An 18,774-nucleotide genomic window follows, 5' to 3' on the forward strand; every position below is an offset into this window, starting at 1 on the left:
TAAATGACTGGTGAAGATTGCCGCTGGTTTTGTCCCTGTCCGACTGGAGAAACGTCTGATGTTGACGCGCAGGCATTTCATCGCCGCGACCGGCCTTGCTGCGCTGGGTGTCGCCGGCGGTGTATCGGCAGCCGAGAGCGGCGCCATGGAAATCGTTAGGTTGTGGCCGGGTGAACCGCCCGGCGGCGGCGGGCCTCGCGGTCCGCTGAAGGAAACGCCCTGGGGCGTCGTCAGCAATATCAGCACGCCTGATGTGCATGTGTTCCGGCCGGAAAAGCCGAATGGCGCGGCAATGCTGGTGATCGCCGGCGGCGGCTACAGGCTGATCTCACGCAAGGCGGAAGGATATTCCGCCGCAAGGTGGCTGAATGCGCTCGGCTATACGGCCTTCGTGCTGACGTACCGGCTGCCGGGTGAGGGCTGGCATGCGGGGCCGAAGGCGCCGCTCGCCGATGCGCAACGCGCCATCCGGCTGATCCGGGCCCGTGCTTCGGAATTCGGAATCGAGAAGGAACGGGTCGGGGTTCTCGGGTTTTCGGCGGGCGGGTATCTCGCCGGGCTGGCGTCTGTGCGGTCCGACTTTCAAAGCTATTCCCCCGTCGACAATATTGACAGCGAGCCTGACCGCCCGGACTGGACAGCGCTCGTCTATCCGGTGATCACGTTGAAGACGCCCTATGACCACACGTCGACCAGGCGGCAGATGCTGGGGCCGCACCCGACGCCGGAACAGGTGTCTGAATGGTCGGTCGAGACCTATGTGAATGCCGATACGCCGCCGCTGCTGCTCGTCCATGCCGCCGACGACCCGATCGCCAATGTGCACCACAGCCTGATCATGGAGCAGTGCTGCGAGCAGGCCAAGGTGCCGGTCGAGTTCGTCGAGCTCCCGAAGGGCGGGCACGGCTTCGGAATGAGCAAGCCGGGCAAGCCCAGCTACGGCTGGAGCGATCACCTGCAGAGCTGGCTGAGGAAGGTGGATGCCGCTGGAACGTGACGTCTTTCGCGTTGCGGAATGACGTATCAGGTAGAACTTCCATGTGAATGCAGTTCCGGCGATGTCAAAAATGGTCCGTTGGCAAGCGGAAAATTTGTGCATTGAGTGCCGCAAATTTTCGGACATGGTGACCTTTTTCGATGAATGCCAGAATCGATATTCTTGTGCCTGTATTCAATGGCGAGAAATATCTTCGTCAGTCGCTGGAAAGTTTGAGCGCGCAGTCGTTTACGGATTTTCGGGTGCTGGTGCTGGATGACGGCTCGACCGACCATAGCCTTGATATCGCCCGGGAGTTTGCCAGCCGGGATGCCCGCTTCCTCGTGATCGACCTGCCGCATGCGGGCATCGTTTCGACGTTGAACCATGGAATTTCGCTGGTGACGGCGCCATATGTGGCCCGGCACGATGCCGACGATGTCTCGACAGAGGGACGATTGCAGATCCAGTATGATTACCTCGAGAGCAATTCCGAAGTGATCGCGGTCTCCGGCTGCTATTTTGCCATGAACGATATGGGAGTGCCTCACGGCAGATCGAGCCCCTTGAGAGATCCGGACGTGGCCGATCCCTTCTTCATCCCGGCCAAGGAACCCTATCTCAAGCATCCGTTCCTGATGGTGCGAACGGATGCCCTGAGCGCGATCGGCGGCTATCGCCACGTCGTCTATGCAGAGGACGCCGATCTGTGCTGGCGCCTGTGGCTGAGAGGCCGGCTCGTCAACCTGCCATGCATCTTCGGCGCCTACCGGGTCCATGCGGAAAGCGTCAGCGGGCGCTACAGGGAGGTCCAGAGTTTCTATTCGCAGCTCTCGGCGCTATCTGTCCGGCGACTGGTGGCTGGCCTTGAGGACATCCCGCTTACGGTCGATCTTGCCAACACCATCTGCGATTGCCGCACCTTCGAGGAGATGGCAAAGCTGGTCCCCGGCCTCAGTCGGGAAGAAGAGGCGTTTCTCGTCTGCTCCAGTTATGTGAAGGTGATCAACCTCAGCCGGGGTCGTGGTGTTCCGCTGAAGTTCGAGACGGTGTCGGGCGCCATTGCTGCCTATGCCCGGTTTCGGCAGTTGCTGGGGGCGCCAGGCCGGGAAATGCGTCTTGCGATCCGGCTTGGTGTCCGTCGCTGCGTTCGCCGGGAGCGGACCTCCTTGAAATCCATGCGGTTGCTTGGCAGTTATCTCAGGAATGTCGAGCTGGTGAAACTGTTGAAACGGTGACGACGCTCGCTCTGAAGGCCATATTTCATTGCTTCCTCGGCCTGTTCCGCTTGACTTGCCTAGTGTTTCCGCCTAAAGACCGCGCCAACGCCGGGTCGAAAGCCCGGTGTTTTCATTGACATGTCCCGTGGTCTCTCCGGTCGCGTAATCGTGCAGAGACCTGTCAGAGCTCGAAAAAGGGGTTCAGAGGAGGGCGTGTTTCCTTGATCCGGTTTGGCAACAGACCGGTGTAACTGATTGAAAGGAAATGCGATGAGCAAGCGCGAATCGTCCAAGTACAAAATTGACCGCCGCATGGGCGAAAACATCTGGGGCCGTCCGAAGTCCCCGGTCAACCGTCGCGAATATGGCCCCGGCCAGCACGGTCAGCGCCGCAAGGGCAAGCTGTCCGACTTCGGTGTTCAGCTGCGCGCCAAGCAGAAGCTCAAGGGCTACTACGGCGACATCCGCGAAAAGCAGTTCCGTGCAACCTACGACGAAGCCAACCGTCGCAAGGGTGATACCGGTGAAAACCTGATCGGCCTGCTCGAGTCGCGTCTGGACGCCATCGTCTACCGCGCCAAGTTCGTTCCGACCGTTTTCGCTGCCCGCCAGTTCGTCAACCACGGTCACGTGACGGTCAACGGCGTACGCGTCAACATCGGTTCCTACCGCTGCAAGGCTGGTGACGTGATCGAAGTTCGCGAAAAGTCCAAGCAGATGGTCACGGTTCTCGAATCGGTCCAGCTCGCCGAGCGCGACGTTCCGGACTACATCGAAGCCGACCACAACAAGATGGTCGCCACCTTCGCTCGCGTTCCGGTTCTCGCCGACGTTCCGTATCCGGTCGTCATGGAACCGAACCTGGTCGTCGAATTCTATTCGCGTTAATCCGGGCGGATATCCGTTCTTTGGAAAAGCCGCTCCTTTCGGGGCGGCTTTTTCGCATTCCGGGGAAGGAAGACGCAGATGGCAGACCTGCAATCCATCGTAGATGGTATCTATTCCGACCTGACGCCGCGTCTCGGCGAGGGGAAGGTTGCCGATTACATTCCGGAACTCGCCAAGGTCGATCCGAAGCAGTTCGGCATGGCGATCGCGACGGTCGACGGACAGCTCTTTACCGTCGGCGATGCGGCGACGCCGTTTTCGATCCAGTCGATCTCCAAGGTGTTCATGCTGACGCTGGCGCTCGGCAAGGTCGGCGAGGCGGTCTGGAACCGGGTCGGACGCGAGCCGTCGGGCTCGGCCTTCAATTCGATTGTCCAGCTCGAGCATGAGCACGGCATTCCGCGCAATCCCTTCATCAATGCCGGCGCAATCGCCGTGACAGACATCGTGCTTGCCGGCTATCAGCCGAAGGAGGCGATCGGCGAATATCTGCGCTTCATGCGGATGCTTGCCGATGACGAATCGATCACCATCGACGGCAAGGTGGCGCGATCCGAAAACGAGACCGGCTACCGCAATTTTGCGCTTGCCAATTTCATGCGCGGATTCGGCAATCTGCATCATCCGGTCGAACATGTCCTCGGCGTCTATTTCCATCAATGCGCGCTGTCGATCACCTGCGCCCAGCTTGCCCGGGCCGGACTTTTCCTGGCGGCTGAGGGCAAGAACCCTTTGACGGGGCATTCGGTGGTTTCCGCCAAGCGGGCACGACGCATCAACGCCCTGATGCTGACCTGCGGCCATTACGACGGATCTGGTGATTTCGCCTTCCGCGTCGGCCTGCCCGGCAAGAGCGGCGTCGGCGGCGGCATTCTGGCGGTGGCTCCGGGCAAGGCCTCGATCGCCGTCTGGTCGCCGGGCCTCAACAAGGTCGGCAACTCGCTGCTCGGCTCCGTGGCGCTGGAAATGCTGGCTGCGCGCACCGGCTGGTCGGTCTTTGCCGGGCATGGCAGCGAAAGCAGGGCTTGATCTTGGGCCCGTCAAAGGGCATGCCGGTGGAAGACGCTTGGGAGCGATGCGAATGCTGAACAGGATCGAAACGGATGAACCGGAGCAGGCAGAAGAGCAGGGTGCCCATCCGCTGTTCGCCGACGCCCCGCGATCGGTATCCTTCAACAAGTTGCGCAAGCGCCTGCTGCGACAGGTGCGCCAGGCGATTGCCGACTTCGACATGCTGAAGGGCCAGAAGCGCTGGCTGGTCGGCGTTTCCGGCGGCAAGGATTCCTACGGGCTGCTGGCGCTGCTCCTTGATCTCAAATGGCGCGGCCTGCTTCCGGTGGAGCTCGTTGCCTGCAATCTCGACCAGGGGCAGCCGAACTTTCCGAAGCATATTCTCCCGGAATACCTCACCTCGATTGGCGTCGAGCACCGGATTGAATACCGGGACACCTATTCGGTGGTGACGGAGAAGGTGCCGGCGGGGGCGACCTATTGTTCGCTCTGTTCGCGGCTGCGGCGCGGTCACCTCTACCGCATCGCCCGCGAAGAAGGATGCGACTCGCTCGTCCTCGGCCATCACCGGGAAGACATCCTCGAAACCTTCTTCATGAATTTCTTCCATGGCGGTCGGCTTGCGACCATGCCGGCGAAGCTTCTGAACGATGAGGGCGATCTCTTCGTCATGCGGCCGCTTGCCTATGCGGCCGAGGACGATCTCGAAAAATTCGCTGCCGCCATGCAGTTTCCGATCATTCCCTGTGACCTCTGCGGATCCCAGGATGGCCTGCAGCGCAATGCGATGAAGGCGATGCTTGCCGATATCGAGACGCGCATGCCGGGCCGCAAGGACACGATGCTCAGGGCGTTGTCGCATGTGAACCCGTCGCATCTTCTCGACCCGGCGCTTTTCGATTTTTCGGGTCTGACCGCAATATCAACGGGTTCTTCCACATAGGGTCTTTCCCATCCACGCGGTTCCTTTTATTGAGGACGATAGGGATGGGGGCTTCGCCAGTCTTGAGGCGGCCGCCGGTTTGAAACGAGAGATTCGCAGACAGTTTTCCGTCAAGGGCCGACGGCAGACTGGGGCGGGTTGTTTTGCAACAGAGACGGATTGCAGGGAAGCATCGACTTGACCGCGGAATTGAACACTTCGGTTACGACAAGGGCGGTCTTTCTGATCGGCGGTTACGAGCGTAATGACGCGCGCCGTTTCTTTGTCCGCATTGCCAAGGAGCTGCAGCGCTTCGCCGCGTGCTGGTCCGTGCGTACCGAAATGGCTGAACCGGCTTTCGACGATGCCGGCCATATGGCGACCGCACGCATTTCCTATGGCGACGACAAGGCCTCGTGCCAGACCGATTTCACCTTTCTGAGCTTCGACGACATCGTCAAGACGGATGGCGCGCGGCCCTTCATCGTGCGGCTGGCCGTCTATCTCGCCGGCTTTTTCGACTATGTCCTCAGCGGCACGATGTTCCGCTTCTTTGCAGCGAACTGGCGTTTTGCCCTCTATTTCCTCTACCCGTTCGTATCCCTTTGCTTCTTCGCCTTCGCGGGCTGGATGGTCTACCGGCTGGCCCTGATCGTCGGGCTCCCCGGGGGACCGGTCATTCCGGCTCTTCTCGGCATTGCGGCGGCATTCGGCGTCGGGCGCTATCTCGGCACGCGGTACTTCGTCTTCCACCTGATGGACCTCTGGTCGTTCAGCCGGGAGCATTTGCGCGGGCGGCGACAGGACATCGAAACCCACTATGTGCTGTGGGCGGAGCGTATCGCCGAATGCATTGGCGAAAAGCATTACGACGAGGTCCTGCTGGTCGGCCATTCGACGGGCGGCGCGCTGATTCTCGATCTTGCGGCGATCCTTGCCGAAAAGCTTCGGCGGGAGGGGCGGCCGGTCGACTTCTCGCTGGTGACGGTCGGCTCGACCTCACTGAAGGTCGCGCTGCATCCGGCTGCGAAAAAGGCGCGGCAGCGGCTGGCAAGTCTTGCCGAATACCCGAATATCCGCTGGACCGAGTTCCAGGCGCTGACCGACATCATCAATTTCTACAAGTGTGATCCGTACCGCATGGCCGGACTGCAGCATAAACGAAGCGACGCCTTTCCAAGGATGTTCCAGGTCCGCTTCAAAGGCATGCTGGACGCCAAGCAATACAAGCGGATCAAGAGGAATTTCTTTCGCGTGCACTACCAGTTCATTTCCGCCAACAACCGACCCTACTTCTTCGATTTCTTCATGGTGACCTGCGGTCCCCGGTCGCTCGCGGCGGTTTCGGAAAAGGGACTGCCACTGATCGCGACAGATGGCCTCAAGCGGGAGACTGTGTAATGCACGGGCTATCGTTCTGGATCTGGGTGGTTTTCATGGTTGCATTTGGAGCCATGCGGTATCCGGCGATGCGGCGGGCTCGTCGGCAGAAGACGACGCGGGACAATCGCACTCCGCTCGATATTTCCCTGCTTGGGCTTTGCGTCGTCGGGCTTCTGGTCATGCCGGTCCTCTGGCGTGTCGGCATTTTTCATCACATGGCCGACCATAGGCAGAGCGTCTGGTCAATCGCGGCCGGTATCGTGACCGGCATCACGTTTCTCTGGCTCTTTCGCCGCAGCCACAAGGATCTCGGCCGCAACTGGTCGGTGACGCTTGAAATCCGCGAAGGCCACCGGTTGGTTACGAACGGCGTCTATGCCTATCTGCGCCACCCGATGTATGCGTCCTTTTTCCTGTGGGGGATCACGCAGGCGTTGCTGATTCCGAACTGGATTGCCGGGCTCTCGGGCCTTGCCGCCATCCTATGCCTCTATGCGGAACGGCAAGGGCGGGAAGAGGCCATGATGCGGGCGACCTTTGGCGCTGAATATGACGCCTACTGTGCCCGCACGCGGCGGATCGTGCCGGGTATTTTCTAGGCCGAGCATGATGCCCGAGGGCGAGGTCCTAGCGCTTTCGTGGCGGTCAACGGATGCGCAGCACGGCCTTGATTTCCTTGACTGTCCGGGCGTGTAGCTGCTCGTTATTGTCGACGTTGAAATGGCCGATGCCCTTGATGGCGTCGTTGCCTTTGCGAAGATTGATGTTGGAAAGTTTGCCGCGGAAATCTGGGGCCGCCTTGACGGGGGCCCAGAGGGCGTCGCTGCCGGTATAGAAGTTGAGGACGCGGCGGACGTTCGACGGAACGGGGCCCTGTCCAGTTGGATCGAAGGTTACGATCAGGGCAACCGGAACATTGCGCTTCTTCAGTGCGGCTGCGACGGCATAGGCTTCATCAGCGCCGAAGGAGTGACCAATGAGGATGACCGGGCGAGCTGCTTTCGACTTCTGATACCTGCTGGCGATCTGGCTGGCGAAGCTGTCGCTGTCGCGAAGCGACACCACTTCGGCGGGAATGCCCTGCTTCTTCAGTTCCCGTCCCAGGGCGTCAAGTCCGGTGGAGAAGATATTGGCAAGGCCGCGGATCAGGTAGATTTGTCCGTTGACCGCCTTGGCGTCTGCGATGCCTGGCAAAATTGCCGTCGCGGCAAGAGCTGCACCGTAAGACAGGATAGCGCGTCGGGAATACATGCTGGGGAGGGCTCCTCTGGTTTGGAAACGATGAAGATCATGCATCTTTTGTGAATGCAGACAATAGTTTCGGGCAGAAGCAGCCGGACATTCAGAAAGATTGCGCCGGATGGTTACCGGCGCGGCTTCTTTGCGTTATTTGCGGTGGCGCACATTGCTTTGCCGCACAATCGAACCGGAAGAGGTATTTTATGAATTTGGACGTGAAAGCCATCGCGGACCTGCTGCGCCGCGCCGCCAAGGCGGAGATATTGCCCCGGTTTCGCCGGCTGGGCGGCGACGACGTTCGCATCAAGAGCGAGCTGACCGATCTGGTGACCGAAGCCGATGAAGCGGCCGAGCGGATGATTCGGGCGGAGTTCGAAGCACTTGCGCCCGGCTACCTGTTCGTCGGCGAGGAGAGCGTGGCGGCCGATCCCGACCTGCTGGGAAAACTGGGAACTGCCGACAAGGCGGTGGTTGTCGATCCGATCGACGGGACCTTCAACTTCGCCTCCGGCCTGCCGCTCTTCGGAGTGATGGCCTCCGTCATTTCCGGTGGCGAGACGGTTGCGGGCATCATCTACGATCCGATGGGCGACGACTGGATGATTGCCGAAAAGGGCGCGGGCACCTACTTCGTCCGTCCGGACGGGCACAGCGAGCGGGCGAGAATAGCCGAACCACTTCCGCTCGAGGAGATGATGGGCATCGCTTCGGTCGGCTTCCTGCCGAAGGAGAAGCGGCCTGAAATCATGGCCAACCTCGCCAAGGCACGCTACGCCACGAGCTACCGCTGCGCCGCCCATGAATATCGCGCCTTCTGCGGCGGGCACATCCAGTTCCTGATGTACAACAAGCTGATGCCGTGGGATCACCTGGCGGGCACGCTGATGTCGCAGGAGGCCGGTGCCTACGCGGCGCGCTTCGACGGTTCCGCCTATCGACCCCAACACGTGGATGGCGGTCTGCTGATAGCACCCGACAAGCACACCTGGGCGATGCTGCGCCGGGAAGTCTTTACCGTCTGAGGCAGGCGAGGCCGGTCAGTGACCGGCCTCCACCACATCCGTGTGGGCATACTTGTCTCCGACGCCGAACAGCTTGCCGTTCTCGGCGATCAGCACGCAGACAAGGCCGATCAGGCCGAGGAAGAAGAAGCCGGCGGCGACCGGAAGGACGCTGCCGTTGAAGGCATGGCCGATCAGTCCGCCGATGATCGCGCCGCCGGCTGTCTGCAGGAAGCCGAAGACGGAAGATGCCGTTCCGGCCAGTTCGCCGAGCGGTTCCAGCGACAGCGAGTTCATGTTGGACGAGCACCAGCCGAACATGAACATGATCGAGGCGAACAGCCCGAAGAACGCCCAGAACGGTAGCGCTTCGAGCCAGGCCAGCACGAACCAGATGCCGCTGAGCGCGATGAAGGCGAGCAGCGCGCCGTGCGAAAGGCGCCGCATGCCGAACCGTCCGACGGCCCGCGAATTAAGGAAGGACGAGACGGACATCAGCCCGGCCACCGCGGCAAAGGCGAGCGGGAAGAGGTCGCCGAGGCCATAGACGTCGACATAGATCTGCTGGGCCGTGTTGATGAAGCTCAGCAGCGCGCCGATCATGCAGGTGCCGGCGATGCCATAGGCGAGCGCAAGACGGTTCTTGAGGACGGTCATGTATCCGGACGAGATGGCCGCGACGCTGATCGGCCGGCGATATTCCGGATGCAGCGTCTCGTCGAAGCGCAGGAAGCTCCAGACGCCGATGGCGAGGGCGAATAGCCCCATGAACAGGAAGACCGCCTGCCAGTGGCCGGTCAGATAGAGAAGCTGGCCGACAGTCGGCGCGATGACCGGCACCACGAGGAACACCATGAAGACGAGCGACATGACCTGGGCCATGTCGCGGCCGTCATAGCGGTCACGGATGGCGGCCTGCAGCGCGATGCGGGTGGATGCGGCCCCCAGACCCTGCAGAAGGCGGACGGCGAGCAGGCTGGTGAATGTCGGCATGAAGATCGCTGCAAGCGCGGCCACGACATAGACACCGACGCCGATGATCGTCGGCCAGCGGCGGCCGAAGCGGTCGCAGATCGGGCCGAAGAACAGTTGCGCGATGCCGAAGCCGAACAGGTAGGCGGAAATTACCAGCTGGCGATCGTTCTCGACCATCACGTTCAGTGCTTCGCCGATATGCGGCAGGATCGGCAGGGTGATGTCGATCGCCAGCGCATTGATGCCCATCAGGCCGGCGCAGAGCGCGATGAATTCCGTTTTCGATGTGCGATAGGTCTGGGGCGCGAGGGCAGTCATGATCTGGCTTTCTCGGTCGGCAAACCATCGCGCAGGCAGGCGTTCGCGTCTGCGGCGGATGGCCGGTGTTTCGTCGTGGTCGTCCTGGTGCGCCCATTCCGGGAGGTGGTACGGGGCGGGGCGGCGGGTCGGAAGTCTTCCGGGTGTCCAAAATGCATGCAGGCCGGATGTGGTCCGGCCTGCATGCTTGCCTATTGGACCGATTGTGTCAGGCGGCGCCGCGCACAGCGATGCCGTTTTCCTGCATGTGGGTCTGAAGTTCGCCGGCCTGGAACATTTCGCGCACGATGTCGCAACCGCCGAGGAACTCGCCTTTCACGTAGAGCTGCGGGATCGTCGGCCAGTTGGAATAGTCCTTGATGCCCTGGCGGATTTCCATGTCCTCGAGCACGTTGATGCCCTTGTAGTCGACGCCGAGGTAATCGAGAATCTGGACGACCTGGCCGGAAAACCCACACTGCGGGAACTGCGGCGTTCCCTTCATGAAGACGACGACGTCGTTCGACTTCACTTCATTGTCGATAAAATCGTGAATGGCGCTCATTGCAAAAATCCTCTGACATGCGGGGTCAAGGCCCGATGTTGATTGTCTAGCCGCTAAATAACACGCTCCGGACGGAATTCCAGCAGGGCAACCCAAAAAAGATGCGTGAGCCTGAGCGCCCGGCTAGCGGGACCTCTGGCGTGGCTTGCTTCTCGCCTTCACCGTCCGCCGGCGGCTGACCTGCTTCCTGGCGGGCGCGCGCGTCGTCTTCTTACGGGCGCCGGAGGCGCGGCTGGCGGTCGTCCGGGTGGCGGGCTTACGCTTTGTCGTCGTGCGCTTCTTGCGCCGCGTCGTGCCCGTCAGGCCCGTCTTCTTGAGGATTTCGCTGACGACGCTCTTGACGACGCCGTCGACCAGTTCCTTCATCAAATCCGCCATTGTCGCTCCCCCTTGCCGCCGCGCCGCTTACTTCGGCGCGGAGGTCTGCAGGGCAAGCGCGTGCAGCGCTTCGCCCATGTTTCCCTTCAGGGCGTCGTAGACCATCTGGTGCTGCTGGACGCGGGTCTTGCCCCGAAAGGCCTCCGCCACGACTTCAGCCGCATAATGGTCGCCGTCGCCTGCCAGATCCCGGATCTTGACCACGGCACCGGGAATGCCGGAGCGGATCATGTCTTCGATGTCACCTGGTTTCATGGCCATGACGGTTCTTTCCCTTGTTGTTGTTATTCGGCGGCTGCGGGCAGTTCGCCCTTGCCGTCCATGTAGGAAGGAAACCACGATTCATGCGCATCATGCAATCGGCTGACGGGCAGCGAAATCAGATCGTCAACAACGAGGCTCGTGCCTTCGACCGTGCCGATGCGCCGGAAGAAGATGCCTGAACCTTCCGCGCTGGCGCAGACGAAGTTGGCGAGATCGGCCGGAACCGCGATGACGTAGCGGCCCTGGTCTTCGCCAAACAGCAGGGCATGCGCCGGGCCACGGCTTTCCTCGAGGCTGACCTTGGCGCCCTTGTCGGACTTGATCGCCATTTCGGCGAGCGCGATGGCGAGGCCGCCAGAGGAAATGTCGTGGCAGGCGGTGATCTGGCCGTTGCGGATCGCCGAGCGGATGAAGTCGCCGTTGCGCTTCTCGGCGACCAGGTCGACTTCCGGCGCCGGTCCGTCGATGAGGCCGAGCACGTCGCGCATATAGACGGATGCACCGAGATGGCTGCCGTCGCCGCCGATCAGAATCAGGTGGTCGCCGTTATTGGCGCCGCCGATCTTCGCCATCTTCGACCAGTCGGGCAGGAGGCCGACGCCGGCGATGGTGGGGGTCGGCAGGATCGCCTCGCCATGGGTCTCGTTGTAGAGCGAGACGTTGCCCGAGACGATCGGGAAGTCGAGCGCGCGGCAGGCTTCGCCGATGCCTTCGATCGCCTTGACCAGCTGGCCCATGATTTCCGGCTTTTCGGGATTGCCGAAGTTGAGGTTGTCGGTCGCAGCCAGCGGCTCGGCGCCAGTGGCGGTGATGTTGCGCCAGCACTCGGCGACGGCCTGCTTGCCGCCTTCATACGGGTTGGCCTCGACATAGCGCGGGGTCACGTCCGAGGAGAAGGCGAGTGCCTTGGTCGGATGGCCGTCGACGCGGATGACGCCGGCGTCGCCGCCCGGCAGCTGCAGCGAGTTGCCCTGGATCAGCGTGTCGTACTGTTCGTAGACCCAGCGTCGGCTCGACTGGTTGGGCGAGCCCACCAGCGTCAGCAGTGCTTGGTTGTAATCTTCGGGTTCGGCAACGAGATTGGCCGGGAGGACCGCCGGAACGGTCGGCTCGCGCCACGGGCGGTCGTATTCGGGTGCTTCGTCGCCCAGTTCCTTGATCGGCAGGTTGGCGACTTCCTCGCCCTGGTGCAGCACACGGAAGCGCAGGTCGTCCGTGGTCTTGCCGACGATGGCGAAGTCGAGGCCCCATTTGACGAAGATCGCCTTGGCTTCCTCTTCCTTCTCGGGGCTCAGCACCATGAGCATGCGCTCCTGGCTTTCCGACAGCATCATTTCATAAGCCGTCATCTGCTCTTCGCGGACCGGCACCTGGTCGAGGTTGAGCTCGATGCCGAGGTCGCCCTTGGCGCCCATTTCGACCGCCGAACAGGTGAGGCCCGCAGCACCCATGTCCTGGATGGCGATCACGGCGCCGGTCTGCATCAGTTCGAGGCAGGCTTCCAGCAGGCACTTCTCGGTGAAGGGGTCGCCGACCTGGACGGTCGGGCGCTTCTCCTCGATCGTCTCGTCGAATTCGGCCGAGGCCATGGTGGCGCCGCCGACGCCGTCACGGCCGGTCTTGGCACCGAGATAGACGACGGGGAGGCCGACGCCTTCGGCCTTCGAGTAGAAGATCGCGTCGGACTTTGCGAGACCGGCGGCAAAGGCGTTGACGAGGATGTTGCCGTTGTAACGGGCGTCAAATTCGACTTCCCCGCCAACCGTCGGAACGCCGAAGGAATTGCCGTAGCCACCGACGCCGGAAACGACGCCGGAGACCAGGTGACGGGTCTTCGGATGATCCGGCTCGCCGAAGCGCAGCGCGTTCATGGCGGCGACCGGACGGGCGCCCATGGTGAAGACGTCGCGCAGGATGCCGCCAACGCCGGTCGCTGCACCCTGATAGGGTTCGATGTAGGACGGATGGTTGTGGCTTTCCATCTTGAAGACGACGCAATCGCCGTCATCGATGTCGACGACGCCGGCGTTTTCGCCGGGGCCCTGGATGACGCGCGGGCCGGTGGTCGGCAGGGTGCGCAGCCACTTCTTGGAAGACTTGTAGGAGCAGTGCTCGTTCCACATGGCGGAGAAGATGCCGAGTTCGGTGAAGGTCGGTTCGCGGCCGATCAGTTCCAGAATGCGATCGTATTCATCCGGCTTCAGGCCATGGGCGGCGATGAGCTCCGGGGTGATGGCGATGGTATTCGAGATGGTCATGTGTCCAGACGTGTCCGTGCGCGATGGGAGAGGTTTGCCGTCTCTTTATCCCATGTCACGGGCGAGTGCGACAGGAAAATGCCGAGAATAACAGGCGAATCCCGTGTTTTTCCGGAGATACGCAAGAAACGTGGCTATCGGGATGTGGACGCATTCCTTCATCGCTTGACGACATCGATTTACGATGAAATGTTCGCTTTATGTTCTTATTTGGAGATTCAAGCATGCTGGAAGAATTCATTGTCGAGGCGAAGGCCGCTGCCTATGTCGGGGGCGGCAAGCCTGGAGCTTCATCGCGAGCGGCGTCGCATGACATAGGCTATCGGAGGGGACACTGGAGCTATCTCGACAGCTACTTCGGCGGCACGGACTTTCTGGGCCAGGAAACCGTCTGGACCGACGGCGTGCCGGTTTGGGCGATGAACTACTACGGCCGCATATCCGACGATGATGCGATCAACGCCGAGAAGGCGGGATCAATCGTGAAGCAGGCGCGGGCGGCTCTTTACAACGAGGGCCGGTTCCTCGGTGAATTCAAGAGCGAATATCTTGGATATCGCTACGAACATGGGAGCGCGGGTACGCCGCGGAGTTTCCAGGGCGTCGAGAGGATCTACCGCGCGGACCGGGAGGTTTATCGGCTGGATTTCCACGGCGGACTGATCCGTCCTTGAGGACGGATCACGAATAGCTGTCGTAGCTGCTCGTGCCGTTCTCCAGGATCTGGCGCAGCAGCTTGCAACCGCGGTCGACTTCTCTGTCCTCCTTGACCGAGGAGAAGCCGATGCGGATGCGGTGCCAGACGCGTTCGGAGCGGCCGGGTTTGAATTCGTCCTCGTCGTCGACGAGGATGCCCTCGTTGAAAGCGGCATTCTTGAACGTGCCGGAGAGCCAGGGCTCCGGCAGCTTCAGCCAGATGAAGGGCAGGCCGGGCAGGGCGGTGTATTCGAAGCCGGCGAAGTTGGTTTCGAGGATTTTCTGGCGATCCATGATCTTGGCGATGCTGGTCGCTTTGAGATCCGCAGCCTCGCCCGAGAGCACCAGGCGAGCGCAGAGTTCGGCAAACAGATACGGCATGCCGCCGGTGATCATCTTGTGGGCGATGCGGACCCGGTGGGCGTAATGCGGCGGGCAGGCGACCCAGCCGCCGCGCACGCCGGCGGCGACCGATTTCGACAGGCCGCCGACCAGAAAGGTGCGCTCCGGCGCGAATTCCACGAGGCGCGGCGTCTCGTCCCGGCAGAGCGAGCCGTACAGGTCGTCCTCGATCAGCCAGACATTGTACTTGCGGGCGATCTCGGCGATCTGCCTGCGGCGTTCGGCCGGCATGACGACGGCGGTCGGATTGTGGGCCGCCGGCATCAGGAAGGCGATCTTCGGGTGCTGCTGGGCGCAGACGCTTTCGAAATCCTCCGGGATCATGCCGTGTTCGTCGATATTGGCGAGCACCGTGCGGCGGCCGATCAGCGTGGCGCTGCGGGCAATCTGCGAATAGGTCAGGTGCTCGAAGACGATCTTGTCGCCCGGCGAGGTGGCGACCGTCAGCAGGGCCATGATGGCGGCATGGGCGCCGAGCGTCGGCACGACGTTTTCCGCTTCCGGCGCAAAGGCGCCGCGCGTCAGCCATTGCGCACCGGCTTCGAACCAGTGGCGCGGGAAGGTGCGGGTGTAGCTGGCAATCTCGGCAGGATGATCACGGATGATGTCGCCTGTCAGGCGCCCGATCGTTGCGGCCTGGCCGCTGTCGGGTGCGGCAGTCGTGTCGAACCGCAAGGCACCGCTGGGCGCGACGTCCGGGCGTGTGCCCTGCAATGTCATCGCCGGCGGCGTCGCCTGCTGGATTTCCTCACCGCTTTCCGTCTGATCCAGCACATAGGTGCCGCGGCCGACCTCGCCGCTGACCAGTCCACGTTCGTGGATCAGCGAGTAGGCGCGACCGATTGTACCTATTGTCACCCCTATGTCGAATGCCAGGTTCCGCTGGGGCGGAAGCTTCGTCCCCGGCGGCAAGGTGCCGTCGACGATCGCATCTTCGATCCGGTCCGCGAGGCGGACGTATAGAGGGCCGGAGCCCTTGGATATATCGGGAAGCCAAGTTGTCATGGTGACAATTCTATACATTGTCACCCAATGTGAGTCAATTGTATACGACAGTCATGCAAGAGCATTTTTTAACAGAGAAAGGCAGACAGGTGCAATCATGAGACGGGTACAATTCCTTGACGGTGCAATGAATACAATCGGTGCTTCCGCGAAGACGGACAATGCCGTGCGAAAGCCGTCGGGTGTTGAACTGTTGATGGATGCGCTCACCGGTCGCGCCGGCGCTGTCTCGGCAAGCTTCCAGGAATGGCTGCAGCTGCGCCGGACGCGGCAGAGCCTCATGGAGCTGACCGACGAGCAGCTGCGCGACGTCGGCATCACCCGCCGGATGGCCGATCACGAGGCTGCGAAGTCGCGCTTCATCGCTTGACCGCATGTTTTTCCCCCGGGGCCACGTCCATGGTCCCGTTTCAGGCCCGCATCCGCTATCCCAACGGCGGTGTGCGGGCTTTTTTTACGCGGTGATTTCGGAGAAGCGGTGCTTTCAGCAGCTCGTCTGGCCGCTGGCCCAGCGGTTGACGTCGGCATTGATCCGGCTGCCTGAGGATTCCGCCAGGAGCGGTCCGAAAGCACTGAGCTTAGCCGGTGATCCTTCCGCCTGAACGACGAGCAGCGGCAGGGATTCGGGCTTGTGCTTGTTGACGATGAGAATGCGCGGGCGGCCCGAGAAGGAATTGAGCTCCGGCGCCAGGCGGTAGGGCGCGAAGGCCGGGTCTTTGGACTTGAACCAGCAGGTGTTGGCGGCGACAGCGACCCGTTCCATCATCGACAGCGCCGAGGAGCCGGCAACCGGGGCCGGCGGCTTGCTCTGGCACGCGGCAAGCGCTAGCGCCATCAGGAGGGAGGTGGCGGCGGGCGCGACGAGACGCATTGTCCGGTTTTCCATGAGTGCCTTCTGGGAGGGCTGTGGCAGGGGGCGGTCGATCAGGCCGCGATGACGTCGAGGGCGGAGGCGAAGATGCCGCGCCCGTCATTGCCGCCATGGGCCGCTTCGATAAGGTTTTCCGGATGCGGCATCATGCCGAGCACGTTGCCCTTGGCATTGACGATGCCGGCGATGTCGTTGACCGAACCGTTCGGGTTGGTGCCGGCGGCATAGCGGAACAGAACCTGGCCGTTGCCTTCGATCGCCTTCAGCGTCTCGGCGTCGGCGAAATAGTTGCCGTCATGATGGGCTACCGGGCAGCGGATGATCTGGCCCTTGTCGTAAGCGCGGGTGAAGTCGCTATCGGCATTGGCGACCTCGAGCTTGATTTCACGGCAGACAAACTTCAGCGAGGCGTTGCGCATCAGCGCGCCGGGCAGGAGGCCGGCTTCGACCAGGATCTGGAAGCCGTTGCACACGCCGATCACCTTCACGCCTTCTTCGGCCTTCTTCATGATCGCCTGCATCACCGGCATGCGGGCGGCAATGGCGCCGCAGCGCAGGTAGTCACCGTAGGAGAAGCCGCCGGGGATGACGATCAGATCGACGTCCGGAATATCCGTTTCCGTCTGCCAGACGGTTACCGGCGCCTGACCGGAGATCTTGGTCAGGGCGGCGATCATGTCACGGTCGCGATTGAGGCCGGGAAGCTGGACGACGGCGGATTTCATCGGTCTTGCACCTTTTGGCAATGCCTGCGCACGAAGCCGCAGGCAGATCTATGGATCAGTCGATAGCGATCGAGTAGTTCTCGATGACCGTGTTGGCGAGGAGCTTTTCGCACATGGCCTTCAGGTCGGCCTCGGCCTCTTCCCTCGAAGAGTTGTCGATTTCCAGATCGAACACCTTGCCCTGGCGGACATGGCCGATGCCATCGAAGCCGAGTGCGCCGAGCGCGCCTTCGATGGCCTTGCCCTGCGGGTCGAGAACGCCGTTCTTCAGCGTTACGGTTACGCGTGCCTTGATCACTTTCCCTCTTTCCTTGCTTACTTGACGAGCACCGGACCCGTACCGCGGACGGGCTCGTTTTCATTCATGATACCGAGGCGGCGGGCGACTTCCTGATAGGCTTCCAGAAGCCCGCCCAGGTCGCGGCGGAAACGGTCCTTGTCCATCCGCTCCTTGGTCTCGATATCCCACAAACGGCAGCTGTCCGGCGAAATTTCGTCGGCCAGGATGATGCGCATCATGTCGCCTTCGTAGAGGCGGCCGCATTCGATCTTGAAGTCGACGAGTTGGATGCCGACGCCGAGGAACAGGCCGCTCAGGAAGTCGTTGATGCGGATGGCGAGCGCCATGATGTCATCGAGCTCGGCGGGATTGGCCCAGCCGAAGGCGGTGATGTGTTCTTCGGAAACGATCGGGTCCGCAAGGGCGTCGGACTTGTAGTAGAACTCGATGATCGAGCGCGGCAGGACCACGCCTTCCTCGATGCCCAGGCGTTCGGACAGCGAACCGGCGGCAACATTGCGCACGACGATCTCGAGCGGAATGATCTCCACTTCCTTGATCAGCTGCTCGCGCATGTTGAGGCGGCGGATGAAGTGGGTCGGGATGCCGATCTTGTTCAGATGCGAGTAGATGTACTCGGAAATGCGGTTGTTGAGCACACCCTTGCCATCGATGACTTCATGCTTCTTCTTGTTGAAAGCAGTGGCGTCATCCTTGAAGAACTGGACCAGCGTGCCCGGCTCCGGTCCTTCATAGAGGATCTTTGCCTTGCCTTCGTAGATACGGCGGCGACGGTTCATATGATATACTCTTTTCTAGTGCGCATCCTGGGAGCGGGCGCACGATTGAAATCTCAAGCGGTCCATATCCGAAAAGATTCGATTTCACAATCCGGCTGACATTCCTTCCCTGGTTTTCATAGACTCGGGGGCCTTTGCGGAAGGCGGCGGACTCAACGCATCAAGATAACTGCGAATCTAGCACTTTCGAAGGCGATAGGGAAATGGACCGTTCCGCTTTCCACCGCAGCCCGAATGTGAGACCCTTGGGGTTGGCGTCTGCTATCACGGGAGGATCACCGATGGATGAGATGGACGAGCGGGAGCGGGCATACGAGAGCAAGTTTGCCCATGACGAGGAGATGAAGTTCAGGTCCATGGCGCGGCGTAACCGGCTGGCCGGGCTTTGGGCGGCCGGGCTCCTCGGCAAGTCAGGGGAAGAAGCGGAGGCCTATGCGCTGGAAGTCGTCGAGGCCGGCTTTTCACAGGGGCCGGACGGAGGTGCATTGCTCTTCGTCAACCGCGATTTGAGAGCTGCGGGGGTGCATCCCGGCGATGACGAGCTACGGACAAAGTTCGATGCGCTGCTGATCGCGGCGACGGCGGATGTCCAGGCGGGGGCGTGACGGCAGTTGGCCG

General features: G+C 61.7%; 22 protein-coding genes. 11 read left to right on the forward strand and 11 right to left on the reverse strand.

What is annotated here, in order from left to right:
* Positions 1 to 58: 58 nt before the first annotated feature.
* The 7 genes from ACU5AZ_RS19685 to ACU5AZ_RS19715 all read left to right on the forward strand — a co-directional run bounded on the left by ACU5AZ_RS19685 (position 59) and on the right by ACU5AZ_RS19715 (position 6,999).
* On the forward strand, positions 59 to 997 hold the full coding sequence (locus tag ACU5AZ_RS19685; RefSeq protein ID WP_446824005.1) for an alpha/beta hydrolase: 939 nt from the start codon (positions 59 to 61) through the stop codon (positions 995 to 997).
* Positions 998 to 1,137: 140 nt separating this feature from the next.
* Entirely contained in the window at positions 1,138 to 2,214 is a 1,077-nt protein-coding gene (locus ACU5AZ_RS19690; protein WP_446824006.1) for a glycosyltransferase family 2 protein, read from the forward strand.
* A 252-nt stretch (positions 2,215 to 2,466) separates the two neighbouring features.
* A complete protein-coding gene (gene rpsD, locus ACU5AZ_RS19695) occupies positions 2,467 to 3,084 on the forward strand; it encodes a 30S ribosomal protein S4 (RefSeq protein WP_446824007.1) in 618 nt (205 codons plus the stop codon).
* Between the two features lie 78 nt (positions 3,085 to 3,162).
* Complete coding sequence (locus ACU5AZ_RS19700) at positions 3,163 to 4,113, forward strand: glutaminase (RefSeq protein ID WP_446824008.1); 951 nt, start codon at positions 3,163 to 3,165, stop codon at positions 4,111 to 4,113.
* 52 nt (positions 4,114 to 4,165) lie between these two features.
* The gene (ttcA, locus tag ACU5AZ_RS19705; RefSeq protein WP_446824009.1) at positions 4,166 to 5,038 is read left to right on the forward strand and encodes a tRNA 2-thiocytidine(32) synthetase TtcA; all 873 of its coding nucleotides are present in this window, start codon (positions 4,166 to 4,168) and stop codon (positions 5,036 to 5,038) included.
* A 177-nt stretch (positions 5,039 to 5,215) separates the two neighbouring features.
* Complete coding sequence (locus tag ACU5AZ_RS19710) at positions 5,216 to 6,418, forward strand: lipase (protein WP_446824010.1); 1,203 nt, start codon at positions 5,216 to 5,218, stop codon at positions 6,416 to 6,418.
* Complete coding sequence (locus ACU5AZ_RS19715; RefSeq protein WP_446824011.1) at positions 6,418 to 6,999, forward strand: protein-S-isoprenylcysteine O-methyltransferase; 582 nt, start codon at positions 6,418 to 6,420, stop codon at positions 6,997 to 6,999. The genes ACU5AZ_RS19710 and ACU5AZ_RS19715 overlap by 1 nt, the downstream gene beginning before the upstream one ends.
* 46 nt (positions 7,000 to 7,045) lie before the next feature.
* On the opposite strand, the gene ACU5AZ_RS19720 is transcribed toward ACU5AZ_RS19715, so the two are convergent.
* Positions 7,046 to 7,651 carry a thioesterase domain-containing protein gene (locus ACU5AZ_RS19720; protein WP_446824012.1) on the reverse strand — a complete coding sequence of 202 codons (606 nt, stop codon included), beginning with the start codon at positions 7,649 to 7,651 and terminating at the stop codon, positions 7,046 to 7,048.
* Between the two features lie 191 nt (positions 7,652 to 7,842).
* Here ACU5AZ_RS19720 and ACU5AZ_RS19725 point away from each other — a divergent pair, with 191 nt between their 5' ends.
* The gene (locus ACU5AZ_RS19725) at positions 7,843 to 8,661 is read left to right on the forward strand and encodes an inositol monophosphatase family protein (RefSeq protein ID WP_446824013.1); all 819 of its coding nucleotides are present in this window, start codon (positions 7,843 to 7,845) and stop codon (positions 8,659 to 8,661) included.
* A 15-nt stretch (positions 8,662 to 8,676) separates the two neighbouring features.
* Here the strand turns inward: ACU5AZ_RS19725 and ACU5AZ_RS19730 are convergent, their stop codons facing one another.
* From ACU5AZ_RS19730 to purL, 5 genes are all read right to left on the reverse strand, one after another.
* Positions 8,677 to 9,933, reverse strand: coding sequence for a multidrug effflux MFS transporter (locus ACU5AZ_RS19730; protein ID WP_446824014.1), 1,257 nt, complete (start codon positions 9,931 to 9,933; stop codon positions 8,677 to 8,679).
* A 208-nt stretch (positions 9,934 to 10,141) separates the two neighbouring features.
* Entirely contained in the window at positions 10,142 to 10,477 is a 336-nt protein-coding gene (gene grxD, locus ACU5AZ_RS19735; protein WP_446824015.1) for a Grx4 family monothiol glutaredoxin, read from the reverse strand.
* Positions 10,478 to 10,600: 123 nt separating this feature from the next.
* Positions 10,601 to 10,855 carry a hypothetical protein gene (locus ACU5AZ_RS19740; protein ID WP_446824016.1) on the reverse strand — a complete coding sequence of 85 codons (255 nt, stop codon included), beginning with the start codon at positions 10,853 to 10,855 and terminating at the stop codon, positions 10,601 to 10,603.
* Between the two features lie 27 nt (positions 10,856 to 10,882).
* Complete coding sequence (locus tag ACU5AZ_RS19745; protein ID WP_261929981.1) at positions 10,883 to 11,116, reverse strand: BolA family transcriptional regulator; 234 nt, start codon at positions 11,114 to 11,116, stop codon at positions 10,883 to 10,885.
* Between the two features lie 23 nt (positions 11,117 to 11,139).
* On the reverse strand, positions 11,140 to 13,377 hold the full coding sequence (gene purL, locus ACU5AZ_RS19750) for a phosphoribosylformylglycinamidine synthase subunit PurL (protein WP_446824017.1): 2,238 nt from the start codon (positions 13,375 to 13,377) through the stop codon (positions 11,140 to 11,142).
* A gap of 224 nt (positions 13,378 to 13,601) precedes the next feature.
* Here purL and ACU5AZ_RS19755 point away from each other — a divergent pair, with 224 nt between their 5' ends.
* On the forward strand, positions 13,602 to 14,051 hold the full coding sequence (locus ACU5AZ_RS19755) for a DUF5680 domain-containing protein (protein WP_446824018.1): 450 nt from the start codon (positions 13,602 to 13,604) through the stop codon (positions 14,049 to 14,051).
* A gap of 7 nt (positions 14,052 to 14,058) precedes the next feature.
* Here the strand turns inward: ACU5AZ_RS19755 and ACU5AZ_RS19760 are convergent, their stop codons facing one another.
* Entirely contained in the window at positions 14,059 to 15,480 is a 1,422-nt protein-coding gene (locus tag ACU5AZ_RS19760) for an aminotransferase-like domain-containing protein (RefSeq protein WP_446824019.1), read from the reverse strand.
* 127 nt (positions 15,481 to 15,607) lie between these two features.
* Here ACU5AZ_RS19760 and ACU5AZ_RS19765 point away from each other — a divergent pair, with 127 nt between their 5' ends.
* The gene (locus tag ACU5AZ_RS19765; RefSeq protein WP_446824020.1) at positions 15,608 to 15,850 is read left to right on the forward strand and encodes a DUF1127 domain-containing protein; all 243 of its coding nucleotides are present in this window, start codon (positions 15,608 to 15,610) and stop codon (positions 15,848 to 15,850) included.
* 114 nt (positions 15,851 to 15,964) lie between these two features.
* On the opposite strand, the gene ACU5AZ_RS19770 is transcribed toward ACU5AZ_RS19765, so the two are convergent.
* From ACU5AZ_RS19770 to purC, 4 genes are read right to left on the reverse strand one after another with little or no spacing between them, the layout of a single operon-like run.
* On the reverse strand, positions 15,965 to 16,366 hold the full coding sequence (locus tag ACU5AZ_RS19770) for a hypothetical protein (RefSeq protein WP_446824021.1): 402 nt from the start codon (positions 16,364 to 16,366) through the stop codon (positions 15,965 to 15,967).
* Positions 16,367 to 16,404: 38 nt separating this feature from the next.
* Positions 16,405 to 17,076 (reverse strand): phosphoribosylformylglycinamidine synthase subunit PurQ, encoded by a 672-nt coding sequence (gene purQ, locus ACU5AZ_RS19775; protein ID WP_446824022.1) that lies wholly within the window; start codon positions 17,074 to 17,076, stop codon positions 16,405 to 16,407.
* 55 nt (positions 17,077 to 17,131) lie between these two features.
* Complete coding sequence (purS, locus tag ACU5AZ_RS19780) at positions 17,132 to 17,374, reverse strand: phosphoribosylformylglycinamidine synthase subunit PurS (protein ID WP_446824023.1); 243 nt, start codon at positions 17,372 to 17,374, stop codon at positions 17,132 to 17,134.
* Positions 17,375 to 17,391: 17 nt separating this feature from the next.
* A complete protein-coding gene (purC, locus tag ACU5AZ_RS19785) occupies positions 17,392 to 18,156 on the reverse strand; it encodes a phosphoribosylaminoimidazolesuccinocarboxamide synthase (RefSeq protein WP_446824024.1) in 765 nt (254 codons plus the stop codon).
* A gap of 281 nt (positions 18,157 to 18,437) precedes the next feature.
* Here purC and ACU5AZ_RS19790 point away from each other — a divergent pair, with 281 nt between their 5' ends.
* Positions 18,438 to 18,761, forward strand: coding sequence for a DUF1476 domain-containing protein (locus ACU5AZ_RS19790; protein ID WP_446824025.1), 324 nt, complete (start codon positions 18,438 to 18,440; stop codon positions 18,759 to 18,761).
* Positions 18,762 to 18,774 lie beyond the last annotated feature (13 nt).

This window comes from Rhizobium sp. PAMB 3182 (assembly GCF_052908355.1).

What these genes read in the sequence shown, in the direction of transcription:
- ACU5AZ_RS19755 (WP_446824018.1), top strand. Translation starts at nt 13,602, where the DNA reads ATGCTGGAAGAATTCATTGTCGAGGCGAAGGCCGCTGCCTATGTCGGG.
- purQ (WP_446824022.1), bottom strand. Translation starts at nt 17,076, where the DNA reads ATGAAATCCGCCGTCGTCCAGCTTCCCGGCCTCAATCGCGACCGTGAC.
- ttcA (WP_446824009.1), top strand. Translation starts at nt 4,166, where the DNA reads ATGCTGAACAGGATCGAAACGGATGAACCGGAGCAGGCAGAAGAGCAG.
- ACU5AZ_RS19715 (WP_446824011.1), top strand. Translation starts at nt 6,418, where the DNA reads ATGCACGGGCTATCGTTCTGGATCTGGGTGGTTTTCATGGTTGCATTT.
- ACU5AZ_RS19725 (WP_446824013.1), top strand. Translation starts at nt 7,843, where the DNA reads ATGAATTTGGACGTGAAAGCCATCGCGGACCTGCTGCGCCGCGCCGCC.
- rpsD (WP_446824007.1), top strand. Translation starts at nt 2,467, where the DNA reads ATGAGCAAGCGCGAATCGTCCAAGTACAAAATTGACCGCCGCATGGGC.
- grxD (WP_446824015.1), bottom strand. Translation starts at nt 10,477, where the DNA reads ATGAGCGCCATTCACGATTTTATCGACAATGAAGTGAAGTCGAACGAC.
- ACU5AZ_RS19720 (WP_446824012.1), bottom strand. Translation starts at nt 7,651, where the DNA reads ATGTATTCCCGACGCGCTATCCTGTCTTACGGTGCAGCTCTTGCCGCG.
- ACU5AZ_RS19765 (WP_446824020.1), top strand. Translation starts at nt 15,608, where the DNA reads ATGAATACAATCGGTGCTTCCGCGAAGACGGACAATGCCGTGCGAAAG.
- ACU5AZ_RS19730 (WP_446824014.1), bottom strand. Translation starts at nt 9,933, where the DNA reads ATGACTGCCCTCGCGCCCCAGACCTATCGCACATCGAAAACGGAATTC.
- ACU5AZ_RS19745 (WP_261929981.1), bottom strand. Translation starts at nt 11,116, where the DNA reads ATGGCCATGAAACCAGGTGACATCGAAGACATGATCCGCTCCGGCATT.
- purL (WP_446824017.1), bottom strand. Translation starts at nt 13,377, where the DNA reads ATGACCATCTCGAATACCATCGCCATCACCCCGGAGCTCATCGCCGCC.
- purC (WP_446824024.1), bottom strand. Translation starts at nt 18,156, where the DNA reads ATGAACCGTCGCCGCCGTATCTACGAAGGCAAGGCAAAGATCCTCTAT.
- ACU5AZ_RS19740 (WP_446824016.1), bottom strand. Translation starts at nt 10,855, where the DNA reads ATGGCGGATTTGATGAAGGAACTGGTCGACGGCGTCGTCAAGAGCGTC.
- ACU5AZ_RS19770 (WP_446824021.1), bottom strand. Translation starts at nt 16,366, where the DNA reads ATGGAAAACCGGACAATGCGTCTCGTCGCGCCCGCCGCCACCTCCCTC.
- ACU5AZ_RS19760 (WP_446824019.1), bottom strand. Translation starts at nt 15,480, where the DNA reads ATGACAACTTGGCTTCCCGATATATCCAAGGGCTCCGGCCCTCTATAC.
- ACU5AZ_RS19685 (WP_446824005.1), top strand. Translation starts at nt 59, where the DNA reads ATGTTGACGCGCAGGCATTTCATCGCCGCGACCGGCCTTGCTGCGCTG.
- ACU5AZ_RS19700 (WP_446824008.1), top strand. Translation starts at nt 3,163, where the DNA reads ATGGCAGACCTGCAATCCATCGTAGATGGTATCTATTCCGACCTGACG.
- ACU5AZ_RS19690 (WP_446824006.1), top strand. Translation starts at nt 1,138, where the DNA reads ATGAATGCCAGAATCGATATTCTTGTGCCTGTATTCAATGGCGAGAAA.
- ACU5AZ_RS19790 (WP_446824025.1), top strand. Translation starts at nt 18,438, where the DNA reads ATGGATGAGATGGACGAGCGGGAGCGGGCATACGAGAGCAAGTTTGCC.